Raw genomic sequence first — 21,616 nt, 5'->3', positions numbered from 1 at the left:
GCTTCCGCTCCTCTTTCGTGATGGCCCACAGGAGATGTCCGATGGCTTCCCAGCTGCCACCCAAGCCGACTCTGCAGCACAGCACGACCACCGCCGGCGGCATGGCCGAGGCCGGGCATTCCCGGCCGCGCGGGATGATGCGCTGGCTCTTGACCACCAATCACAAGGAGATCGGCACCCTCTACCTGCTCTTCTCCCTGACCATGTTCTTCATCGGCGGGATCTTCGCCCTGGTGGTGCGTGCCGAGCTGTTCCAGCCCGGCCTGCAGCTGGTGCAGCCCGAGTTCTTCAACCAGATGACCACCATGCACGGCCTGATCATGGTGTTCGGCGCCATCATGCCGGCCTTCGTCGGCCTGGCCAACTGGATGGTGCCGCTGCAGATCGGCGCCCCCGACATGGCCCTCCCCAGGCTCAACAACTTCAGCTTCTGGCTGCTGCCGGTGGCCTTCCTGCTGTTGCTCTCGACCCTGCTGATGCCGGGCGGCGGCCCGAATTTCGGCTGGACCTTCTACGCGCCGCTCTCGACGACCTACGCCCCGCCCTCAACGAGCTTCTTCATCCTGTCGCTTCATCTGGCCGGCATCAGCTCGATACTCGGCGCCATCAACATCATCGCGACCATCCTCAACCTGCGCGCGCCGGGGATGCGCCTGATGGACATGCCGCTGTTCGTCTGGACCTGGCTGATCACCGCCTTCCTGCTGATCGCCGTGATGCCGGTGCTCGCCGGGGTGATCACCATGATGCTGATGGACATCAACTTCGGCACCAGCTTCTTCAATGCCGCCGGGGGCGGTGACCCGGTGCTCTTCCAGCACCTGTTCTGGTTCTTCGGGCACCCCGAGGTCTACATCATGATCCTGCCGGCCTTCGGCATCGTCTCGGCGATCATCCCGACCTTCTCCCGCAAGCGCCTGTTCGGCTACGCCTCCATGGTCTACGCCACGGCGGCCATCGCGATCCTCTCCTTCATGGTCTGGGCGCACCACATGTTCATCGTCGGCCTGCCGCTGGTGGCCGAGCTGTTCTTCATGTACACCACCATGCTGATCGCCGTGCCGACCGGCGTGAAGGTGTTCAACTGGGTGGCGACGATGTTCCGCGGCTCGATCAGCTTCGAGCCGCCCATGCTCTTCGCCCTGGCCTTCGTGGTGCAGTTCACCGTCGGCGGCTTCTCGGGGCTGATGCTCGCCATCGCGCCCGCCGACTTCCAGTACCACGACACCTACTTCGTGGTGGCGCACTTCCACTATGTACTGGTGCCCGGGGCGCTCTTCGCCATCCTCGCCGGCGCCTACTACTGGCTGCCCAAGTGGACCGGCCACTACCCGCCGCTGCGTCTTTCCCAGTGGCACTTCTGGCTGTCGGTGATCGGCGTGAACCTGACCTTCTTCCCGATGCACTTCTCGGGGCTCGCCGGCATGCCGCGCCGGATCCCCGACTACGCCCTGCAGTTCGCCGACTTCAATCTCGCCTCTAGCCTCGGCGGCTTCCTGTTCGGCGCCTCCCAGCTGCTCTTCGTGCTGGTGATCATCAAGTGCGTGCGCGGCGGCGAGAAGGCGCCGGCCAAGGCCTGGGAGGGCGCCGAGGACCTGGAGTGGAGCGTGCCGAGCCCGGCGCCGCTGCACACCTTCGAGACGCCCCCGACGTTTCATCCTCGCGAGCACTGAGCGAGCCCATCCGGGCCCAGGAGGCAGCCATGAGCAGCCGTGACGAACAGTCCGCAGGCCGGGAAGGGGTTAGGCGCACCGTGACCCGCACCCTGGTGGTGCTCGCCGGCATGTTCGTCTTCGCCTTCGCTCTGGTGCCGCTCTACGACGTCTTCTGCGACCTGACCGGCCTCAACGGCAAGACGAGCGCGAAAGCCCAGCCGCTGGTCGAGCAGGAGGTCGACGCCTCACGCACGGTCACGGTGCAGTTCATCACCCGAGGCAGCCAGGGCCTGCCCTGGCACCTCGAGGTGGACACCCGCCAGATTCGCCTGCACCCCGGACAGCGCGAGGAGGTGTTCTTCACCTTCCGCAACAACGGCGATGCGACGACCCGCGCCCGCGCGGTGCCCAGCGTCTCGCCGTCGGCGGCCTCGCTGCACCTTCGCAAGCTGACCTGCTTCTGCTTCCAGGAGCAGCAGCTGGCGGCCGGCGAGAGGTTGGAGGCGCCCCTGGTCTTCCAGCTGACCCGCGACCTGCCGCCCGACATCAAGACGGTGACCCTGGTCTACACCCTCTATCCCGTTTCGTCGACGACGGCCGAGGTCGCGCGCCGCGGGTCGATCACAGAAGGAGACAGCGCATGAGTGGTGGCAGCTACTACGTACCCGAGTCCAGCAAGTGGCCGATCCTGGGGTCGCTGTCGCTGGGGGCGATGATGGTCGGCACAGGCACCCTGCTGGTGCATGGTCTGGCGGGGATGCCGGTGATGGTGATCGGCCTGCTGGCCATCCTTGCGGTGATGACGCTGTGGTTTCGCGACGTCATCCGCGAGTCTCGCGGCGGGCTCTATGACGCCCAGATGGACCGTTCCTTTCGCTGGGGCATGGGCTGGTTCATCTTCTCGGAGGTGATGTTCTTCGCCGCCTTCTTCGGGGCGCTCTTCTACGTGCGTACCTTCGCGTTGCCGTGGCTCGGCGGGGAGGGCGCCAAGGGGGTGGCGTCCCTGCTGTGGCCCGATTTCACCGCCACCTGGCCGCTGCTCAATCCGCCGGACGCCAGCATCGAGGGCCCCAGCGAGACCTTCAGCCCCTGGCACCTGCCGCTGGTCAACACCCTGATCCTGGTGAGCTCCAGCATCACCCTGACCATTGCCCACGAGGGCATCAAGGAGGGTTTCCGCGACAGCGCCCGCTTCTGGCTGACCGTCACGGTGCTGCTAGGCCTCACCTTCATCACCGTGCAGGGGGTCGAGTACTACGAGGCCTATGCCCACTACGGGATCACCCTGCAGGCCGGGATCTACGGCGCGACCTTCTTCCTTCTCACGGGGTTTCACGGGCTGCACGTGATCATCGGCACCATCATCCTGGCGGTGATGCTGTGGCGCGTCTATCGAGGGCACTTCACCGCTGACGATCACTTCGCCTTCGAGGCCGGGGCCTGGTACTGGCACTTCGTCGACGTGGTGTGGATCGGCCTGTTCACCTTCGTCTACGTCTTTTGAGGCGAGGATGCCGATGACGAGACCCTCAGGGAGCGAGGTCTCGAGGAGGGGCAGGGAGGGCTGGCCCGTCGGTTCAGGTACCGAGGTCACCGAGGTAGAAGCCGTAGCCCAGCAGGATCAGCAGCAGTGCCGCCAGGCCGACGCGCAGCTTGAGCGAGACCAGCACGCGACGGGAGCGTCCCCCGTCACGGATCAGGAAGCCGGCGCCAGCGGCGAGACTGATCACCATGGCGAGAAAGACGAGAGCAATCATTATCTTGAGTAACATTCACGGCTCCATGAAAGCGTCGGCATCGAAGCGGCATCGTCGTCCAGTCCCGACGCGTCGACTCGGCTGGTGGGGGTTCTGGTCCTGCCTGGTGATGCTGGGTCTCGCCCTGGGACTATGGCAGTGGGAGCGGGCCGACGACAAGCGTGACTACCTGGCGCGCCTGGCGGCGGCGCCCCGGCTGGAATCACCGACCGACACCCCGCCGCCCGGCGCCCGGATCGAGCTGCGCGGGGAGTACCTGGTCGGCGAAACGCTGTTCCTCGATAACCGCACCCACGAGGGGCGCCTGGGCGTGGCGCCCCTCACCCCCTTTCGCGACCAGCAGGGTCAGCTCTGGCTGATCCAGCGTGGCTTCCTGGCGACCGGCCCGACGCGAGACGATCCGAGCATCGACACCCCCGGTGGCGTGGTGCGTCTGGAAGGCCGCTGGCAGGCGTCGGGTGATGCGGCCCCGCTCTACGGTCCCAATCGCGAGGGCAACCGCCTGCAGCGCATCGATCCCGCGGCCTGGAGCCTCGGCGAGGGCTTCACCCACGCCGGCTGGCTGCATCTCGAACAGGGACCGGGCCATCTCGCCTCCTGGTGGCAGCCAAGCGTGGTGCCGCCGGCCCGTCACCTGGGCTACGCCCTGCAGTGGTGGGGGCTCGCCCTGGCGGCTTTCGTGATCATGCTGGTGGGTGCGCGTCGCCTGGCGCGCCCCGATTCGATCTCCTCTCCGAGCAAGGAGTCTCCCCGATGACCCACACCGGACGCCAGCGCCTGAAGCTGCTGGCCCTCTTCGCGATCTTCGCCCTGCCCCTGGTGCTGGCCTGGGGCATGGTGCAGTTCCGGCTGGGCATTCCCGACGGGCGCACCGCCCACGGGGAACTGGCGCCCACGCTGCCCGAGCTGGCGCAGTGGCCCCTGACGGGGGTGGAGAAGGATGGGGCGAGCGACTGGCTGCTGGTCTTCGACTGCGGCGAGGCCTGCGACGAGGCGGCCGATCGCTGGTGGCGCCTGCATCGCGCCCTGGGGCGCGAGGCCGACCGGGTCAGCCGCCTGCGTATCGGCGGAGACGCCGCGCCGTTGCCCGGGGCCGCCGTGGCCCGGTGGACGCAGGCGGTCGAGTGGCGAGGCGACCAGCGCCTGTGGATCCTCGATCCCGAGGGGCGCGCGGTGCTGGGTTACGGACCGGAGGTCGCGGCCGCCGATGTGCTGACCGATCTGCGTCGCCTGCTGCGGCTCAATCCCGAGTCGCCGCTGGCGCAGTATGCCACCGTGCGGGACGAGTCCGGCACGGACGACGCCACCGAGGAAAGGTCTCACGCAGGGGAGGTCGCCGATGGTCAGGGATGAGCACGTCGCGCGCCTTGAGGCCCGCCGCCGCTGGCTGGTGCGACTGAGCCTGGCGGGGAGCCTGTTCACCGCACTGGTGGTGCTGGTGGGGGCCTGGACCCGGCTGGTCGACGCCGGCCTCGGCTGCCCCGACTGGCCGGGCTGTTACGGTGCCCTGGTGGTGCCGGATGCCGAGCGGGCCCTGGCCCATTCCCCGACGGTGCCGCTGGAGTCCGCCAAGGCCTGGGTGGAGATGGTGCACCGCTACCTCGCTTCCCTGCTCGGGCTGCTGGTGATCACCCTGATCGTGCTGGGCGCTCGCTGGCGCGGGGAGGCGGGCTATCCGTGGCGGATCAGCCTGGCGCTGCTCGCCGTGATCCTGATGCAGGGCGCCTTCGGCGCCTTCACCGTGACGCTCAAGCTGTGGCCCCAGGTGGTCACCCTGCATCTGCTGGGCGGGCTCAGCGTGATGGTGCTCTTCCTGTGGCTGCACCTGCGCTTGCGTCGCTTCCGGCCCGGCGAGCACCGGGCTAGCAGTCCTCGGCCGCTGACCCCGCTGTGGCGGCTGGCGCTGGTGCTGCTGGTCGCCCAGCTGGCGCTCGGCGGCTGGACGTCGAGCAACTATGCCGGGATCGCCTGCCAGGGCTTTCCCTCCTGCAACGGCGAGTGGTGGCCGAGCCTGGACTGGAGCGAGGGCTTTCACCTGACCCAGACGGTGGGGCCCAACTACCTGCACGGGCAGCTGCATGCCGAGGCGCGCAGCGCCATCCAGGTCGGCCATCGACTGGGTGCCCTGGCGCTCGCTCTCGGCCTGGTGCTTCTCGCGGTGCGCCATCGCCATGCGGCCGGCATGCGCCCCTGGTGGGGGCTGCTGATCGGCACCCTCGGCGCACAGCTCGCCCTGGGCGTGGCCAACGTGCTGGCGTGGCTGCCGCTGTGGCTGGCCCTGCTGCATACCGCCGGGGCGGTGGCGCTGGTGGCGGCCATGACGCTCGCCCTGTGGCACTGGCGCTGGTCGAGCGTGGCGGAGGGCAGCACCGCGCCAAAAGCGGGACATTCGGTAACGAAGAAGGAGTGGGCTCATGTCTGAGGTCGTGATGGAACGGGCGGCGGTCGGCCAGATGGCCAGCTGGGGCTGGCGAGATCTCTACACCCTGTGCAAGCCCCGGGTGGTGGCGGTGATGCTCGTGTGCACCCTGGTCGGCATGCTGCTGGCCGCGCCCCTGCCGGGGGCGGAGGCGGTGCTCTTCGGCCTGGCGGGGATCGGCCTGGCCGCCGGGGGCGCGGCGGCCTTCAACCACGTGGTCGATCGGCGCCTCGATGCCATGATGCTGCGCACCGCGGGCCGGCCCCTGGCCACCCGCCGCCTGCCCACGGGGCTGGCGCTTGGCTGGGCGACACTGCTCTCGGTCTGCGGCATCGGGCTCTTGGCCTGGCAGGTCAACCCGCTCACGGCCTGGCTGACCCTGGGGTCGCTGATCGGCTACGCGCTGATCTACACCGCCTTCCTCAAGCACGCCACGCCGCAGAACATCGTCATCGGCGGGGTCGCGGGGGCGGCGCCGCCACTGCTCGGCTGGACGGCGGTCACCGGGCAGCTCGGCCCCGAGCCGCTGCTGCTGATGCTGATCATCTTCGCCTGGACGCCGCCGCACTTCTGGGCGCTGGCGATCCACAAGCGCGACGAGTACGCCCGAGCCGGCGTACCGATGCTGCCGGTCACCCACGGTGAGGCCTTCACTCGCCTGCAGGTCTGGCTCTACGGCTGGCTGACGGTGGCGGTGACGCTGCTGCCGTTTGCCATCGGCATGAGCGGTGCGCTCTACCTGGTCGGGGTGACGGCCCTCAATGCCCGCTTCATGGTCTGGAACTGGCGGGTCTGGCGCGGCCGTGACCCGCAGGCGCCGCTGGCCGCCTTCTGGTTTTCCATCCGCTATATCCTCGGCGTGTTCGGTGTACTGCTGCTGGATCACTATGCCGCGGCCTGGCGACTCGTCGGCTGAGCCCGGCGCCCTGAGACGAAGCGCCCGGCCGTGTGGCCGGGCTCTGTCGTTTCCGGGGGCCGGGGCGTTACCAGAGGCTGACGATCAGGAAGTAGGCTATCAGGGTCACGACCAGCGTGCTGATCAAGTTGAGCATGAAGCCGGCCCGGATCATCGACTGGATCTTCATGCGGCCGGTGGCGAAGACGATCGCATTGGGGGGCGTGGCCACCGGCATCATGAAGGCGCAGCTGGCGGCGATGGCCGCGGGCACCGTGATCAGCAGGGGCGAGATGTCCAGCGACAGCGCCAGGGCGCCGAGCAGCGGCAGGAAGGCGGCGGCGGTGGCGGTGTTGGAGGTCACCTCGGTGAGGAAGATGATCACCAGCACCACCACCCCGACCATGGCGAGCAGCGGGAAGGCGCCGAAGATGCCGAGCTGCTGGGCAATCCACTCCGCCAGTCCCGAGCGGCTGATGGCCCCGGCCAGCGCCAGGCCGCCGCCGAACAGCAGCAGGATGCCCCAGGGGAGCTCCTTGGCGGCGTCCCAGTCCATCAGGCGTTCCCCGTCGCCGTTGCCGGCCGGCACCAGGAACAGAGCGATGCCGGCGATGATGGCGATCCCGGTGTCGGAGAGCCAGTCGAGGCCGGCGTCGTTGAGCAGCGGGCGCAGCATCCAGGTCACCGCCGCCAGCAGAAAGATCGCGCCCACGCGGCGCTCGGGCGCGCCGATGCGGCCGAGTGCCGCCAGCTCGTCGCGCACCATGCCGGCGCTGTCGTCGCCGACCTGAAGGTCGAAGCCACGGCGGGTCAGCCACCACCAGGCGCTGACCATCATCGCCGCGCTGATCGGCAGACCGATCATCATCCACTGGGCAAAGCCCAGGTCGATGCCGCGGTCCTCGGCCAGGTAGCCGGCCAGCAGGGCATTGGGCGGGGTGCCGATCAGGGTTGCCACGCCGCCGATGCTGGCGGAGTAGGCGATCGCCAGCAGCAGCGCCGTGGCGTAGCGGTTGAGCTCCGCCGGGTCGGCGTCGTCCAGCAGGCTGACCACCGACATGCCGATGGGCAGCATCATGATGGCGGTGGCGGTATTGGAGACCCACATGCTGAGAAAGCCGGTCGCCAGCATGAAGCCGCCGATCTGGCGGCGCGGCTGGTGGCCGACCACGCGCAGCACGTGCAGGGCGATGCGCCGGTGCAGGGCCCAGCGCTGCATGGCGATGCCGAGCAGGAAGCCGCCGAGGAAGAGGTAGATGATCGGGTTGGCATAGCTGGCCGCGGTCTCCTGCATCTCACCGATGCCCAGCGCCGGGACCAGGGCCAGCGGCAGCAGCGAGGTGGCGGGGATCGGAATGGCCTCGGTGGACCACCAGGTGGCCATCAGCAGCGCCAGGCCGACGCAGGCCCAGGCCGGGTCGGACATGCCGGTGGGGGCCGGCGCAAGCAGGGTCAGCACTACCCAGAGCGGGCCCAGCCACAGGCCGATGCGGGCGGAGAGGGCAGGCCGCGTGGGCGTGGCGTGAGTGGCGTCGGATATGGGCATCGTCGTTCCATCGTTTCATGCGCATTGGGTGAAGCGCTCATTCTACGCAAGGCCGCCGTCGGCTGCCGAGGCTCCGGTGACATGTCGCGAGCGCCCCCGTCGGGCCGTCCGGGACGATTTCTGGCCTCGGCGGGCGGCGTGTAGAATGAGGATCCTACACGCACCGACACGGGACATGCCCATGAACTCGACCCTGGCACTCATTCTTCTTGGCCTGGGGCTGGCGATCATCGCCGGCCTCGGGGCCTATGCCTTCACGCTCTGGAAAGAGGTGCGGCGGCGGCGGACCTTCCGGGAAGACGAGCTGCGGCGTGCCCATGAGAACTGCCTGGAGAACCTCGAGCTGGTGGCCTCGGCGCTGGCCCAGGAGCAGGTCGATATCACCGAGGGGTCCTGGCGCTGCAAGGTGCTGCTGGAGATCCTCGACCAGGACCTGACCCAGCGCCCCGACTTCCAGGCCTTCGACGAGGTGCACCGCCGGACCCAGCACCTGCATACTCATGCCGCTCGCAAGGCGTTGAGCCCGAAGGCGCGGTTCCAGGAGGACCGCGAACGCCTGGCGGTCGAGGATGAGATGCGTGAATCGGTGCTCAAGGCCGCGACGGCGGTGATCGAATTCCGTCGCGGCTGGCCGGGCAGCCTGCACTGACGGCCATCGGCTGTGGTGACCGTCAGGGGAGGCCGCAAAGCGTCCCGTCAACGATTGCAACCCTTACGACTCTGCGGCAAGCTGGCGCCTGCACGTTGACGGCTAATATGCAGTGGATGCCTTAGTCGCGGTGTCTGGAACTGGCCGAGAGAGACGTTACGTGCTTTCTTGGGAGGTGCAGGAAACGGTTCGGGGGCCGTTTCCCTCCGTTCATTCCTCGGAACCCCCTGGCGACGGCAGCACCTACCGTCCGCGCCGGGATGTAGTTAAGAAGAAGGAGTCTTGCATGAAAAAATCAACGACTGGTCTGTTGCTTGGTTCCGCGCTGGTGGTCGGTCTGTCCGGCTGTGCCAGCTCGGGGTCATCCTCCTCTAGCATGGACAGCGGCGTCTCCTCTGACCGCGCCTGGTACCAATCTCCCTTCGTCTGCAGCCTCGCCGGCGGCCTGATCGGCGGCGGCATCGGTTATGGCACGAGCGGCGAGTCTGACGAGGACCAGGGGGCGGCCATCGGCGCCACCGCTGGCGCCGTGATCGGCGGCTTGCTCTGCGCCGAGCCCAACCGTTCGCCCGAACCGGCACCGCGCGATACCGACGGCGACGGCGTCTTCGATGCCGACGACCAGTGCCCGGGCACCCCGGCCGGCGTGGCCGTGGATGCGGTGGGCTGCCCGCTCGACTCCGACGGTGATGGCGTGCCGGACTACCAGGACCAGTGTCCGGGTACCCCGGCCGGTGCCGAGGTCAACGCCCTGGGCTGCGAGGAAGACCTGGTGCTGCGCGACGTCAACTTCGAGTTCGACTCCGCGACCCTGACCATGGGCGCCGAGCAGATCCTCGACGACGTCGCCGAGAAGCTGGTCGCCAACAAGAACGTCCGCGTGCGCATCGAAGGCCACACCGATGCCGTGGGTAGCGACAGCTACAACCAGGACCTCTCCCAGCGTCGCGCCGACTCCGTCGCCGACTACCTGGCGAGCCAGGGCGTCTCGATGGACCGCATGCGCACCATTGGCTATGGCGAGTCCCAGCCGGTGGCCAGCAACGAGACCGACGCTGGCCGTGCCGAGAACCGTCGCGTGGAGCTGGGCGAGTGGGAGTGATCCTGCCCTGACCCGTTCCACCGCCCCGGCTCCCGGGGCGTGACGCGAGCACGAGAGAAGGCGCCTTCGGGCGCCTTCTCTCGTTTCGGCCGTCCCCCGTGGCGCCCCACGGGGCGCTTCTGCTAGGCTATGCGGCTTTCAGACCACGACCATTCGTCTGGCGACACGTGATCCCTGGTATGGATCACCACTGCGCACAAGGAAGCCTTCATGCCCATCGTGACCCTGCCCGACGGCAGTCAGAGAACCTTCGACGACCCCCTCAGCGTGATGCAGCTGGCCGAGAGCATCGGCCCCGGTCTCGCCAAGGCCTGCGTGGCCGGCAAGATCGACGGCGTGCAGGTGGATGCCGCCGACGTCATCGACCGTGATGCCGAGGTGGCGATCCTCACCGCCCGCGACGAGGAGGGGCTCGAGGTCATTCGCCACTCCTGCGCCCACCTGATCGGCCATGCCGTCAAGCAGCTCTACCCCGACGCCAAGATGGCCATCGGCCCGGTGATCGACGACGGCTTCTACTACGACGTCGACTTCGGGCGCTCGGTGACTCCCGAGGATCTCGAGGCCATCGAGGCGCGCATGAAGGCGCTGATCGATCACGAGTACGACGTGGTGCGCGAGTACGTCGATCGCGACCAGGCCATGTTGACCTTCCTGCATCGCGATGAGCCCTACAAGCAGGAGCTCGTGCGCGGCATTCCCGAAGGGGAGACCATCCGTCTCTACCACCACGAGGAATACGTCGACATGTGCCGGGGCCCTCACGTGCCCAATACGCGGCACCTCAAGGCGTTCAAGCTGACCAAGCTGGCCGGCGCCTACTGGCGCGGCAACGCCGAGAACCCCATGCTGACCCGCATCTACGGCACCGCCTGGGGGGACAAGAAGCAGCTCAAGGCCTACCTCAAGCGCCTCGAGGAGGCCGAGAAGCGCGATCACCGCAAGCTGGCCAAGAAGATGGATCTCTTCCACCTCCAGGAAGAGGCCCCGGGCATGGTCTTCTGGCACCCCAACGGCTGGACGATCTACCAGGCGCTCGAGCAGTACATGCGCCGCGTGCAGATCGAGCACGGCTACCAGGAGATCAAGACCCCTCAGGTGGTCGATCTCTCGCTGTGGAAGGCCTCGGGGCACTGGGGGCACTACAGCGAGCTGATGTTCACTACCGAGTCGGAGAAGCGCGAGTACGCGGTCAAGCCGATGAACTGCCCCTGCCATGTGCAGGTGTTCAACCAGGGCCTGAAGAGCTACCGTGACCTGCCGCTGCGCCTGGCTGAGTTCGGCAGCTGCCACCGCAACGAGCCCTCCGGCTCCCTGCACGGCCTGATGCGGGTGCGCGGCTTCACCCAGGACGACGCCCATATCTTCTGCACCGAGGGGCAGATCCAGGCCGAGGCCGAGGCCTTCATCGCCCTGACCCTCCAGGTCTACAAGGAACTCGGCTTCGACGACGTGGAGCTCAAGCTCTCCACCCGTCCCGAGGGCTTCATGGGCGAGCCCGCGCTGTGGGATCGCGCCGAGGCCGGTCTCGAGGCCGCCCTGAACGCCACCGGCCTCGACTGGGAGCTGCAGCCGGGCGAGGGCGCCTTCTACGGCCCCAAGATCGAGTTCTCGCTGCGCGACTGCCTCAACCGCGTCTGGCAGTGTGGTACCCTGCAGCTCGACTTCAACCTGCCGGGTCGCCTGGGGGCGCAGTTCGTCGACGAGGATGGCGTGCGCAAGACGCCGGTGATGCTGCATCGGGCGATCCTCGGCTCCTTCGAGCGCTTCCTCGGCATCCTGATCGAGCACTATGCCGGTGCCATGCCGCTGTGGCTGGCGCCGCAGCAGGCAGTGGTGATGACCATCACCGATGCGCAGCGTGATTACGCCGTCGAACTGGTCGAACGGCTGCAGAAAGTCGGTCTGCGCGTCAAGTCGGACTTGAGGAACGAGAAGATCGGCTTTAAAATCCGTGAACATACGTTGCAGAAGGTCCCCTATCTCCTGGTGGTGGGAGATAAGGAAGTCGAGTCCGACTCGGTGGCCCTGCGCACCCGCAGCGGCGAGAATCTCGGGACGATGACGGTAGACGCCTTCATCGAGCGGATTCAGACCGAACGGCAATAGCGACATCTTCCAAGCGATAGTGGAGACGGAACCATCAAGCGAAGCAACCCAAGAGGGCGCGTTCAGGATAAACGCCCCCCGATGAACGAGCGCATTACCGAGGATCAGGTTCGCCTGATCGACAGCGACGGCGAACAGTTGGGCGTCGTGCCCACCAGCGAGGCGCTGGAGCGAGCCGAAGCGGCCGGAATGGACCTCGTACAGATTTCCAACGCCGATCCCATCGTCTGCAAGATCATGGATTACGGCAAGTTCGTCTTCGAGCAGAAGAAGCAGAAGTCTGCTCAGAAGAAGAAGACGAAGCAGATCCAGGTCAAGGAAGTGAAATTCCGGCCTGGCACCGACGAGGGCGACTATCAGGTCAAGATGAAGAACCTGACGCGTTTCCTCGAAGGTGGCGACAAGGGTAAGGTCACCCTGCGTTTTCGCGGTCGTGAAATGGCGCACCAGGACATCGGCCGCAAGCTGATGGAGCGGATCGCCTCTGACCTCGAGGACCTGGGCACCGTGGAGTCCTTCCCGAAGATGGAAGGGCGCCAGATGATCATGATCATTGCCCCTAAGAAGAAGTGATTCGACGGCCCGTTCAACGGCCGGAAGGCAGTGATGCCTTCCGGCGGCCCCGAATTTTCTGAAAAAACCTCGAGCGGAGTTAGTCTCATGCCGAAGATCAAGAGCAACAGCGGCGCTGCCAAGCGCTTCAAGAAGACGGCCAACGGCTTCAAGCACAAGCAGTCGTTCCGTAGCCACATCCTGACCAAGAAGACCACCAAGCGGAAGCGCCAGCTGCGTGGGATGAAGCAGATCCACGCCGCCGACAAGCCGCTCATCCAGCGGATGCTGCCGACTCTGTAACTTCCCGGGTGTACCCCTTTAACGTCAGGAGAAAGCCATGACTCGCGTCAAGCGTGGTGTCGTCGCACGTCGTCGTCACAAGAAGATTCTGAAGCAGGCCAAGGGTTACTACGGTGCCCGTTCGCGCGTCTTTCGCGTCGCCAAGCAGGCCGTCATCAAGGCCGGCCAGTATGCGTACCGCGACCGTCGCCAGCGCAAGCGTCAGTTCCGTGCCCTGTGGATCCAGCGTATCAACGCCGGTGCCCGCCAGCACGGCCTGTCCTACAGCCGCTTCGTCGGCGGCCTGAAGAAGGCCGGTATCGAGATCGACCGCAAGGTGCTGGCCGATCTGGCCGTTCACGAGAAGGCTGCCTTTGCCGCCATCGTCGAGAAGGCCAAGGCTGCCCAGTAAGGGAGTCGACCCTGGCCGGTGAGCGGCTCGTGTCGCACCGCCGGTCCGTGATCGTCGCAGGGGAAGAGCAGCCGCTCTTCCCCTGTTTTTTTGAAAGACTTCTTTGAAAGACTTCGGAGCTCAACGGATGGACCACCTTCCCACTCTGGTTGCCGAGGCCCGCGACGCCATCCACGCCGCCGACAGCCTGGCCGCGCTGGACGAGCTGCGCGTGCGCTATCTCGGCAAGAAGGGCGAGATCACCGCCCTGCTCAAGGGGCTCGGCAAGCTGCCCGCGGAGGAGCGCCCGGCCGCCGGGGAGCGGATCAACCAGGCCAAGCAGGCGCTGGGCCAGGAACTCGACGAGCGCCGCCAGGCGCTGGAGAAGGCGGCGCTGGAGGCGCGCCTGGCCGCCGAGCGCCTGGACGTGACCCTTCCGGGGCGCGGCCAGCCCAGCGGCGGCCTGCACCCGGTGACCCTGACCCTGGAGCGCATCGAGGCGCTGTTCACGCGCATCGGCTACGACGTGGCGGTCGGCCCGGAGATCGAGGACGACTACCACAACTTCGAGGCCCTCAACATTCCCGCCCATCACCCGGCGCGGGGCATGGCCGATACCTTCTACTTCGACGCCACCCGACTGCTGCGCACCCACACCTCGCCGGTGCAGGTGCGGACCATGAAGGAGGGCGAGCCGCCGATCCGCATCGTCTGCCCGGGCCGCGTCTATCGCAGCGACTCCGATCTGACCCACACCCCGATGTTCCACCAGGTCGAGGGCCTGCTGGTCGACGAGGACGTCAGCTTCGCCGACCTCAAGGGCACCATCCAGGACTTCCTGCACGCCTTCTTCGAGCGCGACGACCTCTCGGTGCGCTTCCGCCCCTCCTACTTCCCCTTCACCGAGCCCTCGGCCGAGGTCGATATCGAGTGCGTGATGTGCAGCGGCGACGGCTGCCGGGTCTGCTCGCACAGCGGCTGGCTGGAGGTGATGGGCTGCGGCATGGTGCACCCCGAGGTGTTCCGCCACTCCGGCATCGATACCGAGCGCTACACCGGCTTCGCCTTCGGCATGGGCGCCGAGCGCCTGGCGATGCTGCGCTACGGCGTCAACGACCTGCGGCTGTTCTTCGACAACGACCTGCGCTTCCTGCGCCAGTTCGCCTGATCGACCACCGGATACGCAGAACACAGGAGTTGTCATGAAATTTTCCGAACAGTGGCTGCGCGACTGGGTCTCGCCGGCCCTCTCTACCCAGGCGCTCGCCGACCAGATCACCATGGCCGGCCTCGAGGTCGACGGCGTGGAGCCCGTGGCCGCGCGCTTCAGCGACGTGGTGGTCGCCCAGGTGGTGGCCAAGGCCCCGCACCCGGACGCCGACAAGCTCAACGTCTGCCAGGTCGAGGACGGCAGCGGCGAGCGGGTCCAGGTGGTCTGTGGCGCCCCCAACGTGGCCGAGGGCCAGCGGGTCGCCTTCGCCCGGGTCGGCGCCGTGCTGCCCGGCGACTTCAAGATCAAGAAGGCCAAGCTGCGGGGCGTCGAGTCCCGCGGCATGATCTGCTCCGCCTCGGAGCTTGGCCTCGAGGAGGAGACCTCCGACGGCATCCTCGAGCTGCCGGCCGACGCGCCGGTGGGCGAGGACTTCCGCGCCTTCATGGGGCTCGATGACCACACCATCGAGGTCGACCTCACGCCCAATCGCGGCGACTGCCTGAGCCTCAAGGGCCTGGCCCGCGAGGTCGGGGTGCTCAACCGCCTGGCGGTCCAGGGCCCCGAGCTCGCCCCGGTGGCGCCGGTCCACGACGAGACCTTCCCGGTGCGCGTCGAGGACGGTGAGCGCTGCCCGCGCTACCTCGGCCGGCTGATCAAGGGGGTCGACGTCACCGCCGAGACGCCGCTGTGGATGGTCGAGCGGCTGCGCCGCAGCGGCATCCGCTCCATCGATCCGGTGGTGGACGTCACCAACTACGTGATGCTGGAGCTCGGCCAGCCGCTGCACGCCTTCGACCGGGCCAACCTGCACGGCAGCGTGATCGTGCGCCTGGCCCGCGAGGGCGAGCGCCTGGTGCTGCTCGACGGCCAGGAGATCACCCTCGAGGGCGAGACCCTGGTGATCGCCGACGAGCGGGGCCCGCTGGCCATCGCCGGCATCATGGGCGGCGAGCACTCCGGCGTGACCGCCGAGACCCGGGACATCTTCCTCGAGTCGGCCTTCTTCTCGCCGCTGGCCGTGGCCGGCCAGGGCCGTCGCTATGGCCTGCACACCGATGCCTCCCACCGCTTCGAGCGCGGCGTCGATCCGTCCCTCGCCCGCGAGGCCGCCGAGCGCGCCACCGCGCTGCTGATCGAGATCACCGGCGGCGAGCCGGGTCCGCTGGTCGAGGTGGCGAGCGAGGCGCACCTGCCCGGCGCCCGCCAGGCGACCCTGCGTGCGGCGCGCCTCGAGCAGGCGCTCGGCAAGTCGCTGCCGGCGGACGAGGTCGCCGAGATCCTCGAGCGCCTGGGGCTCGGCGTCACCGCCACCGGCGAGGGCTGGACGGTACAGGTGCCGAGCTGGCGGTTCGACATCGCCATCGAGGAGGACCTCATCGAGGAGGTGGCGCGCATCCACGGCTACAACCGCCTGCCGGTGCGTCGTCCCCAGCTGCGCCTGGCACTGCGCCCGGCCGACGAGGCCCACACGCCGCTCGGCCGGCTGCGTCGCCAGATGGTCGCCCGCGGCTACCAGGAGGCGGTGACCTACAGCTTCGTCGCCCCGGAGCTGCAGCAGGCGCTGCACCCCGAGGCCGTCTCGCCGGCGCTCGCCAATCCCATCTCCAGTGACCTGTCGGTGATGCGCGCAAGCCTCTTCCCGGGCCTGGTGCGTGCCCTCACGCACAACCTGAACCGCCAGCAGAACCGGGTGCGGCTGTTCGAGACCGGCCTGGTGTTCCGCGGCGAGCTCGACCACCTGCACCAGATCCCGATGCTCGGCGCGCTGGTCTGCGGGCCCCGCGAGCCCGAGGGCTGGTCCGGCGACAAGGCCGCGGTCGACTTCTTCGACCTCAAGGGCGACCTCGAGAGCCTGCTGGCCCTGGGCGAGCCCGAGGCGTGGCGCTTCGAGCCGGGCGAGCATCCGGCCCTGCATCCTGGGCAGTGCGCACGCATCCTGCACCGCGGCGAGGAGGCCGGCTGGATCGGCACCCTGCACCCGGCGGTGCGCGCCAAGCTGGGCCTCAAGGTCGATGCGCTGCTCTTCGAGGTGCGCCTCGATGCGCTCACCCAGGGCCGGGTGCCGGCCTTCACGCCGCTGTCGCGCCATCCCGAGGTGCGTCGCGACCTGGCCTTCCTGGTCGACGCCGACCTGCCGGTCCAGGCGCTGCTCGATACCATTCGCGGCCAGGCGGGCGAGTGGCTGGTGGACTCGCACCTGTTCGATGTCTATCAGGGCAAGGGCGTGCCGGAGGGGCGCAAGAGCGTGGCCCTGGGCTTGACCTGGCAGCATCCTTCGCGCACGCTTAATGACGAGGAAATCAATCAGTTGGTTGATGCCATCGTCGCGGAATCGCAGCAGCACCTGGGCGCCGAGCTGCGTTCATGACCGCGTCGCGAGACAGGGCGGCGCGCCCCGGCGATCGGCAGGACCTGCGCCACGAGGACGACAACATGGGTGCGTTGACCAAGGCGGAACTGGCCGAACATCTGCACGCCGAACTTGGCCTCTCCAAGCGCGAGGCCAAGTCCATGGTGGAGGCCTTCTTCGAGGAGATCCGCGGCTGTCTGCGCGAGAACGAGCAGGTCAAGCTGTCGGGGTTCGGCAACTTCGACCTGCGCGACAAGCGCGAGCGCCCCGGTCGCAACCCGAAGACGGGCGAGGAGATCCCCATCTCCGCCCGGCGCGTGGTCACCTTTCGGCCCGGTCAGAAGCTCAAGAGCCAAGTCGAGGGGTACGAGGGCGAGGTGCACTGAGCGCCTCCCGTCCCGCGCCGACGGTCGCCACGCAAGACGCCACTCCCCGGAGTGGCGTCTTCGCGTTGGCGCCGGTGCCAGGAGGGGCTAGACGCCGACGCCGCTCTCCAGCGTCCAGGTGATCACCACCTTCAGCACGTAGCCCAGCATCCCGGCGCCCAGCACCACGAACAGCATGATGGTGCCGAAGCGTCCGGCCCGGGACTTCTTGGCCAGATCCCAGATGATGAAGCACATGAAGAGGATCAGGCCGCCGATCATGATCGGCGTGATCCAGGTCTCGAAGGCGTGCCGCATGATGTCTCCTGCAGGAAGGGGGAATGTCCGACCATTATACTCGGTCTCCCTCGGCAGGGCAGTCGTCGCGGCGTGGCCCCATGCCGCACCCTCGTGTTAATATCCGAGTGAAATTCTCAGGTAAATCCATGACATGCCCATGCTCAAGATCATCGTAGGCACCATGTATGGCGGTGCCCTGGACGTCGCCGAACAGGTCAAGCCGCTCTTCGAGGAGGCCGGTTACGAGGTGGCGATCTTCGACCAGCCGACCCTGGATGACCTCATCGGCTCGCCCACCGACCTGGCGCTGTTCTGCGTCTCCACCACCGGCAGCGGCGATCTGCCCGGCAACATCGTGCCTTTCGCCCGGGCGCTCGAGGAGCAGAGCCCCGGCCTCGGCTCCCTGCGCTATGGCCTGATCGCCCTGGGCGACAGCTCCTACGGCGACACCTTCTGCGGCGCGGGGCGTTACCTCGACGAGCTGCTCGAGGGGCAGGGCGCCCAGCGGCTTGGCGAGCGCCTCGAGATCGACGCCATGGAGACCTTCATGGCCGATGACGCCGCGCTGCCCTGGGTCGAGGAGTGGATCGACGCCCAGCAGCTGAAGGTGGCCTGAGATGGGCGCCACACCGACCGCGGAACGCGTGAGCCTGCTGCTGGGGCTTGGCGTGCTGATGCTGGCGACCCTGCCGCGCTATCTGGCCGCCGGGCTCGAGACGCGCCAGTCGCTGATGCTGATGGCGCTCGCCGTGGTCGCCATCGCGACCCTTCTGCAGTGGCGGATGCTCGGCGAGGAGGCGCGCGCGCGCCTGCCGGGGCTGGTGCGTCGGCTGGGGCTCTGCCTGGGGTTGGGCGCGGTCGGCATGACCGCCTGGCACGCCCTGACCAGCGACTTCTTCGGCTGGGAGCTCATCGCCTCCCACGGCGCCACCCTGGGCCTGCTGCTGCATGCGCTCTGGCTGTGGTGGCGTCCCGTGCGCGCCTAGCGTGCAGCGCCCACCTCGGCGTCGGGGCGCGCGATACCGGTCGTGAGACACAGGAAACCCGCCTGTCTGGCGGGTTTCCTTGTTGCTGCGGGATGGGGCGCGCCCTGTCAGGAGCGGTGTGGGGCTATCCCAGCGTGTAGCAGGGCACGTAGTCGCCGGCGAGCTTCATGCGCCCCTGATCGACGAAGGAGGAGAGCAGCTCGTCCAGGCGCGCCATCAGCTCCGGCTCGGCGTGCAGCCGGAAGGGGCCGTGGGCCTCGATGGCGCGCAGGCCCTGCTCCTTGACGTTGCCGGCGACGATCCCCGAGAAGGCGCGGCGCAGGTTGGCGGCGAGCTCGTGCACCGGTTGCTCCCGGTGGAGCGCCAGGCTCGCCATGGCCTCGTGGGTGGGCGCGAAGGGCTCCTGGAAGTTGCGCGCCACGGTCAGCCGCCAGTTGTAGTAGAAGGCGTCCTGGCGGCTGCGGCGGTACTCGGCGACCCGGTCGATGTTCACGCGCATGGCGCGCGCGACCTCGACGGGGTCGTCGACGATGATGCGGTAGTGCTCGCGCACCTCCTCGCCCAGGGTGTAGACCAGGAACTCGTCGATGCGCTTGAAGTAGTCGGCGGCGCTCGCCGGGCCGGTGAAGATCACCGGCAGCTCCATGTCGGCGTTGTCCGGGTGGAGCAGGATGCCGAGCAGGTAGAGGATCTCCTCGGCGGTGCCCACGCCGCCGGGGAAGACCAGGATGCCGTGGCCGAGGCGCACGAAGGCCTCCAGGCGCTTCTCGATGTCGGGCATCACCACCAGCTCGTTGACGATGGGGTTGGGCGCCTCGGCGGCGATGATGCCGGGCTCCGAGACCCCCAGGTAGCGGCCCTGGCTGCGCCGCTGCTTGGCGTGGGCCACGTTGGCGCCCTTCATGGGGCCCTTCATGGCGCCCGGGCCGCAGCCGGTGCAGATATCCAGCTCGCGAAGCCCCAGGTGGTAGCCCACCGACTTGGTGTAGTCGTACTCCTCGCGGGAGATCGAGTGCCCGCCCCAGCAGACCACCAGGCTCGGATCCCGGCCCGGCTTGAGGGTGCCGGCCTTTCTCAGGATGTGGAACACCGCATTGGTGGTGCCTTCCGCGGTCTGCAGGTCGAAGCGGTGGCGGGTCTGGATCTCGTTGTAGACGTAGACGATGTCGCGCAGCACCGCCGAGAGGTGCTCGCGGATGCCGCGGATCATCTTGCCGTCGACGAAGGCCTCGGCGGGGGCGTTGGTGATCTTGAGCCTGACGCCGCGGTCCTGCTGCTGCACCTCGATGTCGAAGTCGGGGTAGGTCTCGAGCAGGGCCAGGCCGTCATCGGTGAGGTTGCCGCAGTTGAGCACCGCCAGCGCACAGTTGCGCAGCAGGTCGTGCAGCCCGCTCCGGGAGGTATCGTGCAGCCGCTCGACCTCCTGCTGGGAGAGGATCTCGAGGCTGCCTTCCGGTGAGATGGTGGTGGAGATGGTGTCGGGCATCCGTGGCGTTCCCTGTCGTCATGGCCGGATTGGTCGTGCCTCGATGCTACCACGGCGGCCGTCGGGCGGGCAGCGCTGCGGCTGCCGCGGCGAGCTGGTAGAATCACCGCTGCCCGGCCACCGCCTCGACGTGACATCCCATGTTCAACGCCCGCTACTTTCGCACCTTCATCACGCTGGTCGAGACCGGCAGCTTCACCCGTACCGCCCGTCGCCTCGAGATGACCCAGCCCGGCGTCAGCCAGCACGTCCGCAAGCTCGAGCAGTACCTCGGCAAGTCGCTGCTCGATCGCCAGGGGCGGCGCTTCGTGCTCACCGAGGCCGGGCGCCGCGCCTACGACTACGCGCTCAAGCTGTTCGCCGAGCACGAGCAGTTCCGCCACTCCCTGGACAATGACAGCCTCGACAGTGGCGAGTGTCGCCTCGCCTCGCCGGGCAGCATCGGGCTGATGCTCTACCCGTTCATCCTCGGCCAGCAGCAGATGCAGCCGGGCCTCACGGTCAGCTACAGCTTCGCCTTCAACGGCGAGATCGTCGCCGACGTGCTGTCGGGCCGTCACGACCTGGGCATCGTCACCGAGTCGGTGCGCCATCCGGAGCTCGACTGCGAGGCCTGGCACCAGGAGCCGCTCTGCCTGGTGGTGCCGGCGGACTTCGCCGGCAATGGCCTGGGCGACCTGATGGCGCTCGGGGTGATCGGCTACCCGGGCGGCAACGATCATGCCGGGGCGCTGCTGCGCGCCAACTTCCCCGATTTCCGTTCGATGAGCTACTTCCCGCGCCAGGGCTTCACTAATGAGGTGGGCATGGTGCTGGACGCGGTGGCCCGGGGGCTCGGCTTCGCGGTGGTCTCCCGGGTGGTGCTCGAGACCTCGCCCTGGCAGCGCCAGGTCAAGGCGCTCTCCCTGGCCCACGCCTCCCACGAGTTCCTCTACCTGGTGACCCGCAGCGGGGCGCACATGCCGCGCCGCTACGTGCGCCTGCTCGAGGGCTACCGCGAGCAGCGCCGTCACGAGCGCCTCGGCTACGGCGAGGTGATCGAGGGCTGAGCCCCCCGGGCGGCGTCGGTGGCGCCGGACTCTCATCCATAGCGAGGACCGAGGCCGGAACGCCAAAGCTTCTACAAGAAAAGGGCCCCGCCGAAGCGGGGCCCTTGTCGTTGGAGCCCGGACGTTGGCGATCGGGCGGCGCCGGGGAGGCGCCGCCGCGATGCCTCAGCCGCGTATCAATCGCGGTACTCGTCGATGCTCGGGCAGGAGCAGATCAGCTGCCGGTCGCCGAAGACGTTATCGACCCGGTTGACCGAAGGCCAGTACTTGGCGGCGCGGGTCGCCTCGGAGGGGAAGGCGCCGAGTTCACGCGAGTAGGGGCGCTCCCAGGCCGCGTCCATCAGGTCGGCCATGGTGTGCGGGGCATTGACCAGCGGGTTGTCGTCCGCCGGCCAGTCGCCGCGCTGCACCGCGTCGATCTCCTCGCGGATCGCGATCATGGCGTCGCAGAAGCGGTCGATCTCGTAGCGCGACTCCGACTCGGTGGGCTCGATCATCAGCGTGCCGGGC

23 protein-coding genes and 1 pseudogene are annotated in these 21,616 nt (G+C 68.1%); 19 read left to right on the top strand and 5 right to left on the bottom strand.

Annotation, left to right across the window (positions count from 1 at the left end; translation table 11 throughout):
- Positions 1-41: 41 nt before the first annotated feature.
- The 3 genes from ctaD to C9F13_RS11805 are packed head-to-tail and all read left to right on the top strand — an operon-like array spanning position 42 to position 3,159.
- Positions 42-1,673: a cytochrome c oxidase subunit I gene (gene ctaD / locus C9F13_RS11815; RefSeq protein ID WP_108446476.1), complete on the top strand. Its 1,632-nt coding sequence runs from the start codon at positions 42-44 to the stop codon at positions 1,671-1,673.
- 29 nt (positions 1,674-1,702) lie between these two features.
- Positions 1,703-2,299, top strand: coding sequence for a cytochrome c oxidase assembly protein (locus C9F13_RS11810; protein WP_108446475.1), 597 nt, complete (start codon positions 1,703-1,705; stop codon positions 2,297-2,299).
- Entirely contained in the window at positions 2,296-3,159 is an 864-nt protein-coding gene (locus C9F13_RS11805; protein ID WP_108446474.1) for a cytochrome c oxidase subunit 3, read from the top strand. The genes C9F13_RS11810 and C9F13_RS11805 overlap by 4 nt, the downstream gene beginning before the upstream one ends.
- A 73-nt stretch (positions 3,160-3,232) precedes the next feature.
- On the opposite strand, the gene C9F13_RS11800 is transcribed toward C9F13_RS11805, so the two are convergent.
- Complete coding sequence (locus C9F13_RS11800; protein WP_108446473.1) at positions 3,233-3,427, bottom strand: DUF2909 family protein; 195 nt, start codon at positions 3,425-3,427, stop codon at positions 3,233-3,235.
- 94 nt (positions 3,428-3,521) lie between these two features.
- Between C9F13_RS11800 and C9F13_RS11795 the strand changes: the two genes are divergently transcribed.
- Genes C9F13_RS11795 through cyoE form a run of 4 tightly spaced genes read left to right on the top strand, consistent with a single transcriptional unit; the run spans position 3,522 to position 6,747 of the window.
- On the top strand, positions 3,522-4,169 hold the full coding sequence (locus tag C9F13_RS11795; RefSeq protein WP_245888772.1) for an SURF1 family protein: 648 nt from the start codon (positions 3,522-3,524) through the stop codon (positions 4,167-4,169).
- Positions 4,166-4,765 carry a hypothetical protein gene (locus C9F13_RS11790; protein ID WP_342747802.1) on the top strand — a complete coding sequence of 200 codons (600 nt, stop codon included), beginning with the start codon at positions 4,166-4,168 and terminating at the stop codon, positions 4,763-4,765. The genes C9F13_RS11795 and C9F13_RS11790 overlap by 4 nt, the downstream gene beginning before the upstream one ends.
- Positions 4,752-5,834 (top strand): COX15/CtaA family protein, encoded by a 1,083-nt coding sequence (locus tag C9F13_RS11785; RefSeq protein WP_108446471.1) that lies wholly within the window; start codon positions 4,752-4,754, stop codon positions 5,832-5,834. The genes C9F13_RS11790 and C9F13_RS11785 overlap by 14 nt, the downstream gene beginning before the upstream one ends.
- On the top strand, positions 5,827-6,747 hold the full coding sequence (cyoE, locus tag C9F13_RS11780; RefSeq protein ID WP_245888771.1) for a heme o synthase: 921 nt from the start codon (positions 5,827-5,829) through the stop codon (positions 6,745-6,747). The genes C9F13_RS11785 and cyoE overlap by 8 nt, the downstream gene beginning before the upstream one ends.
- Positions 6,748-6,814: 67 nt before the next feature.
- Here the strand turns inward: cyoE and C9F13_RS11775 are convergent, their stop codons facing one another.
- Positions 6,815-8,272, bottom strand: a complete 1,458-nt coding sequence (locus C9F13_RS11775) for an SLC13 family permease (RefSeq protein ID WP_108446470.1) — start codon at positions 8,270-8,272, stop codon at positions 6,815-6,817.
- A gap of 181 nt (positions 8,273-8,453) precedes the next feature.
- On the opposite strand from C9F13_RS11775, the gene C9F13_RS11770 reads away from it, so the two are divergent.
- From C9F13_RS11770 to ihfA, 9 genes are all read left to right on the top strand, one after another.
- Positions 8,454-8,921: a DUF2489 domain-containing protein gene (locus C9F13_RS11770; protein ID WP_108446469.1), complete on the top strand. Its 468-nt coding sequence runs from the start codon at positions 8,454-8,456 to the stop codon at positions 8,919-8,921.
- A gap of 286 nt (positions 8,922-9,207) precedes the next feature.
- Positions 9,208-10,023, top strand: coding sequence for an OmpA family protein (locus C9F13_RS11765; RefSeq protein ID WP_108446468.1), 816 nt, complete (start codon positions 9,208-9,210; stop codon positions 10,021-10,023).
- 210 nt (positions 10,024-10,233) lie between these two features.
- Complete coding sequence (gene thrS, locus C9F13_RS11760; protein ID WP_108446467.1) at positions 10,234-12,132, top strand: threonine--tRNA ligase; 1,899 nt, start codon at positions 10,234-10,236, stop codon at positions 12,130-12,132.
- A gap of 33 nt (positions 12,133-12,165) precedes the next feature.
- The gene (gene infC, locus C9F13_RS11755) at positions 12,166-12,705 is read left to right on the top strand and encodes a translation initiation factor IF-3 (protein WP_281261075.1); all 540 of its coding nucleotides are present in this window, start codon (positions 12,166-12,168) and stop codon (positions 12,703-12,705) included.
- Positions 12,706-12,792: 87 nt separating this feature from the next.
- Positions 12,793-12,987: a 50S ribosomal protein L35 gene (rpmI, locus tag C9F13_RS11750; protein ID WP_108446465.1), complete on the top strand. Its 195-nt coding sequence runs from the start codon at positions 12,793-12,795 to the stop codon at positions 12,985-12,987.
- A 37-nt stretch (positions 12,988-13,024) separates the two neighbouring features.
- Positions 13,025-13,378 carry a 50S ribosomal protein L20 gene (gene rplT / locus C9F13_RS11745; protein WP_021817421.1) on the top strand — a complete coding sequence of 118 codons (354 nt, stop codon included), beginning with the start codon at positions 13,025-13,027 and terminating at the stop codon, positions 13,376-13,378.
- A 127-nt stretch (positions 13,379-13,505) separates the two neighbouring features.
- Positions 13,506-14,525 (top strand): phenylalanine--tRNA ligase subunit alpha, encoded by a 1,020-nt coding sequence (gene pheS / locus C9F13_RS11740; RefSeq protein ID WP_108446464.1) that lies wholly within the window; start codon positions 13,506-13,508, stop codon positions 14,523-14,525.
- 34 nt (positions 14,526-14,559) lie between these two features.
- Positions 14,560-16,938, top strand: coding sequence for a phenylalanine--tRNA ligase subunit beta (pheT, locus tag C9F13_RS11735; RefSeq protein WP_108446463.1), 2,379 nt, complete (start codon positions 14,560-14,562; stop codon positions 16,936-16,938).
- On the top strand, positions 16,935-17,306 hold the full coding sequence (gene ihfA / locus C9F13_RS11730) for an integration host factor subunit alpha (RefSeq protein WP_281261073.1): 372 nt from the start codon (positions 16,935-16,937) through the stop codon (positions 17,304-17,306). The genes pheT and ihfA overlap by 4 nt, the downstream gene beginning before the upstream one ends.
- Positions 17,307-17,393: 87 nt before the next feature.
- On the opposite strand, the gene C9F13_RS11725 is transcribed toward ihfA, so the two are convergent.
- Positions 17,394-17,603 (bottom strand): DUF2788 domain-containing protein, encoded by a 210-nt coding sequence (locus C9F13_RS11725; RefSeq protein ID WP_108446462.1) that lies wholly within the window; start codon positions 17,601-17,603, stop codon positions 17,394-17,396.
- Between the two features lie 133 nt (positions 17,604-17,736).
- Here C9F13_RS11725 and C9F13_RS11720 point away from each other — a divergent pair, with 133 nt between their 5' ends.
- Entirely contained in the window at positions 17,737-18,201 is a 465-nt protein-coding gene (locus C9F13_RS11720; protein ID WP_108446461.1) for a flavodoxin, read from the top strand.
- 1 nt (position 18,202) lies between these two features.
- The gene (locus tag C9F13_RS11715) at positions 18,203-18,571 is read left to right on the top strand and encodes a hypothetical protein (protein WP_108446460.1); all 369 of its coding nucleotides are present in this window, start codon (positions 18,203-18,205) and stop codon (positions 18,569-18,571) included.
- A gap of 124 nt (positions 18,572-18,695) precedes the next feature.
- On the opposite strand, the gene ppnN is transcribed toward C9F13_RS11715, so the two are convergent.
- Complete coding sequence (gene ppnN, locus C9F13_RS11710; RefSeq protein WP_108446459.1) at positions 18,696-20,057, bottom strand: nucleotide 5'-monophosphate nucleosidase PpnN; 1,362 nt, start codon at positions 20,055-20,057, stop codon at positions 18,696-18,698.
- 140 nt (positions 20,058-20,197) lie between these two features.
- Between ppnN and C9F13_RS11705 the strand changes: the two genes are divergently transcribed.
- Entirely contained in the window at positions 20,198-21,106 is a 909-nt protein-coding gene (locus tag C9F13_RS11705; RefSeq protein ID WP_108446458.1) for a LysR family transcriptional regulator, read from the top strand.
- Positions 21,107-21,282: 176 nt separating this feature from the next.
- On the opposite strand, the pseudogene C9F13_RS11700 reads toward C9F13_RS11705, so the two are convergent.
- Positions 21,283-21,616 (bottom strand): annotated as a pseudogene (locus tag C9F13_RS11700) (glycine dehydrogenase (aminomethyl-transferring)); the annotation flags it as partial.

This window comes from Halomonas denitrificans (genome assembly GCF_003056305.1).
GTDB lineage: Bacteria > Pseudomonadota > Gammaproteobacteria > Pseudomonadales > Halomonadaceae > Halomonas > Halomonas denitrificans.
Note: the sequence above shows the minus strand (reverse complement) of the source record. Positions and strands in the feature narration are given on the sequence as shown.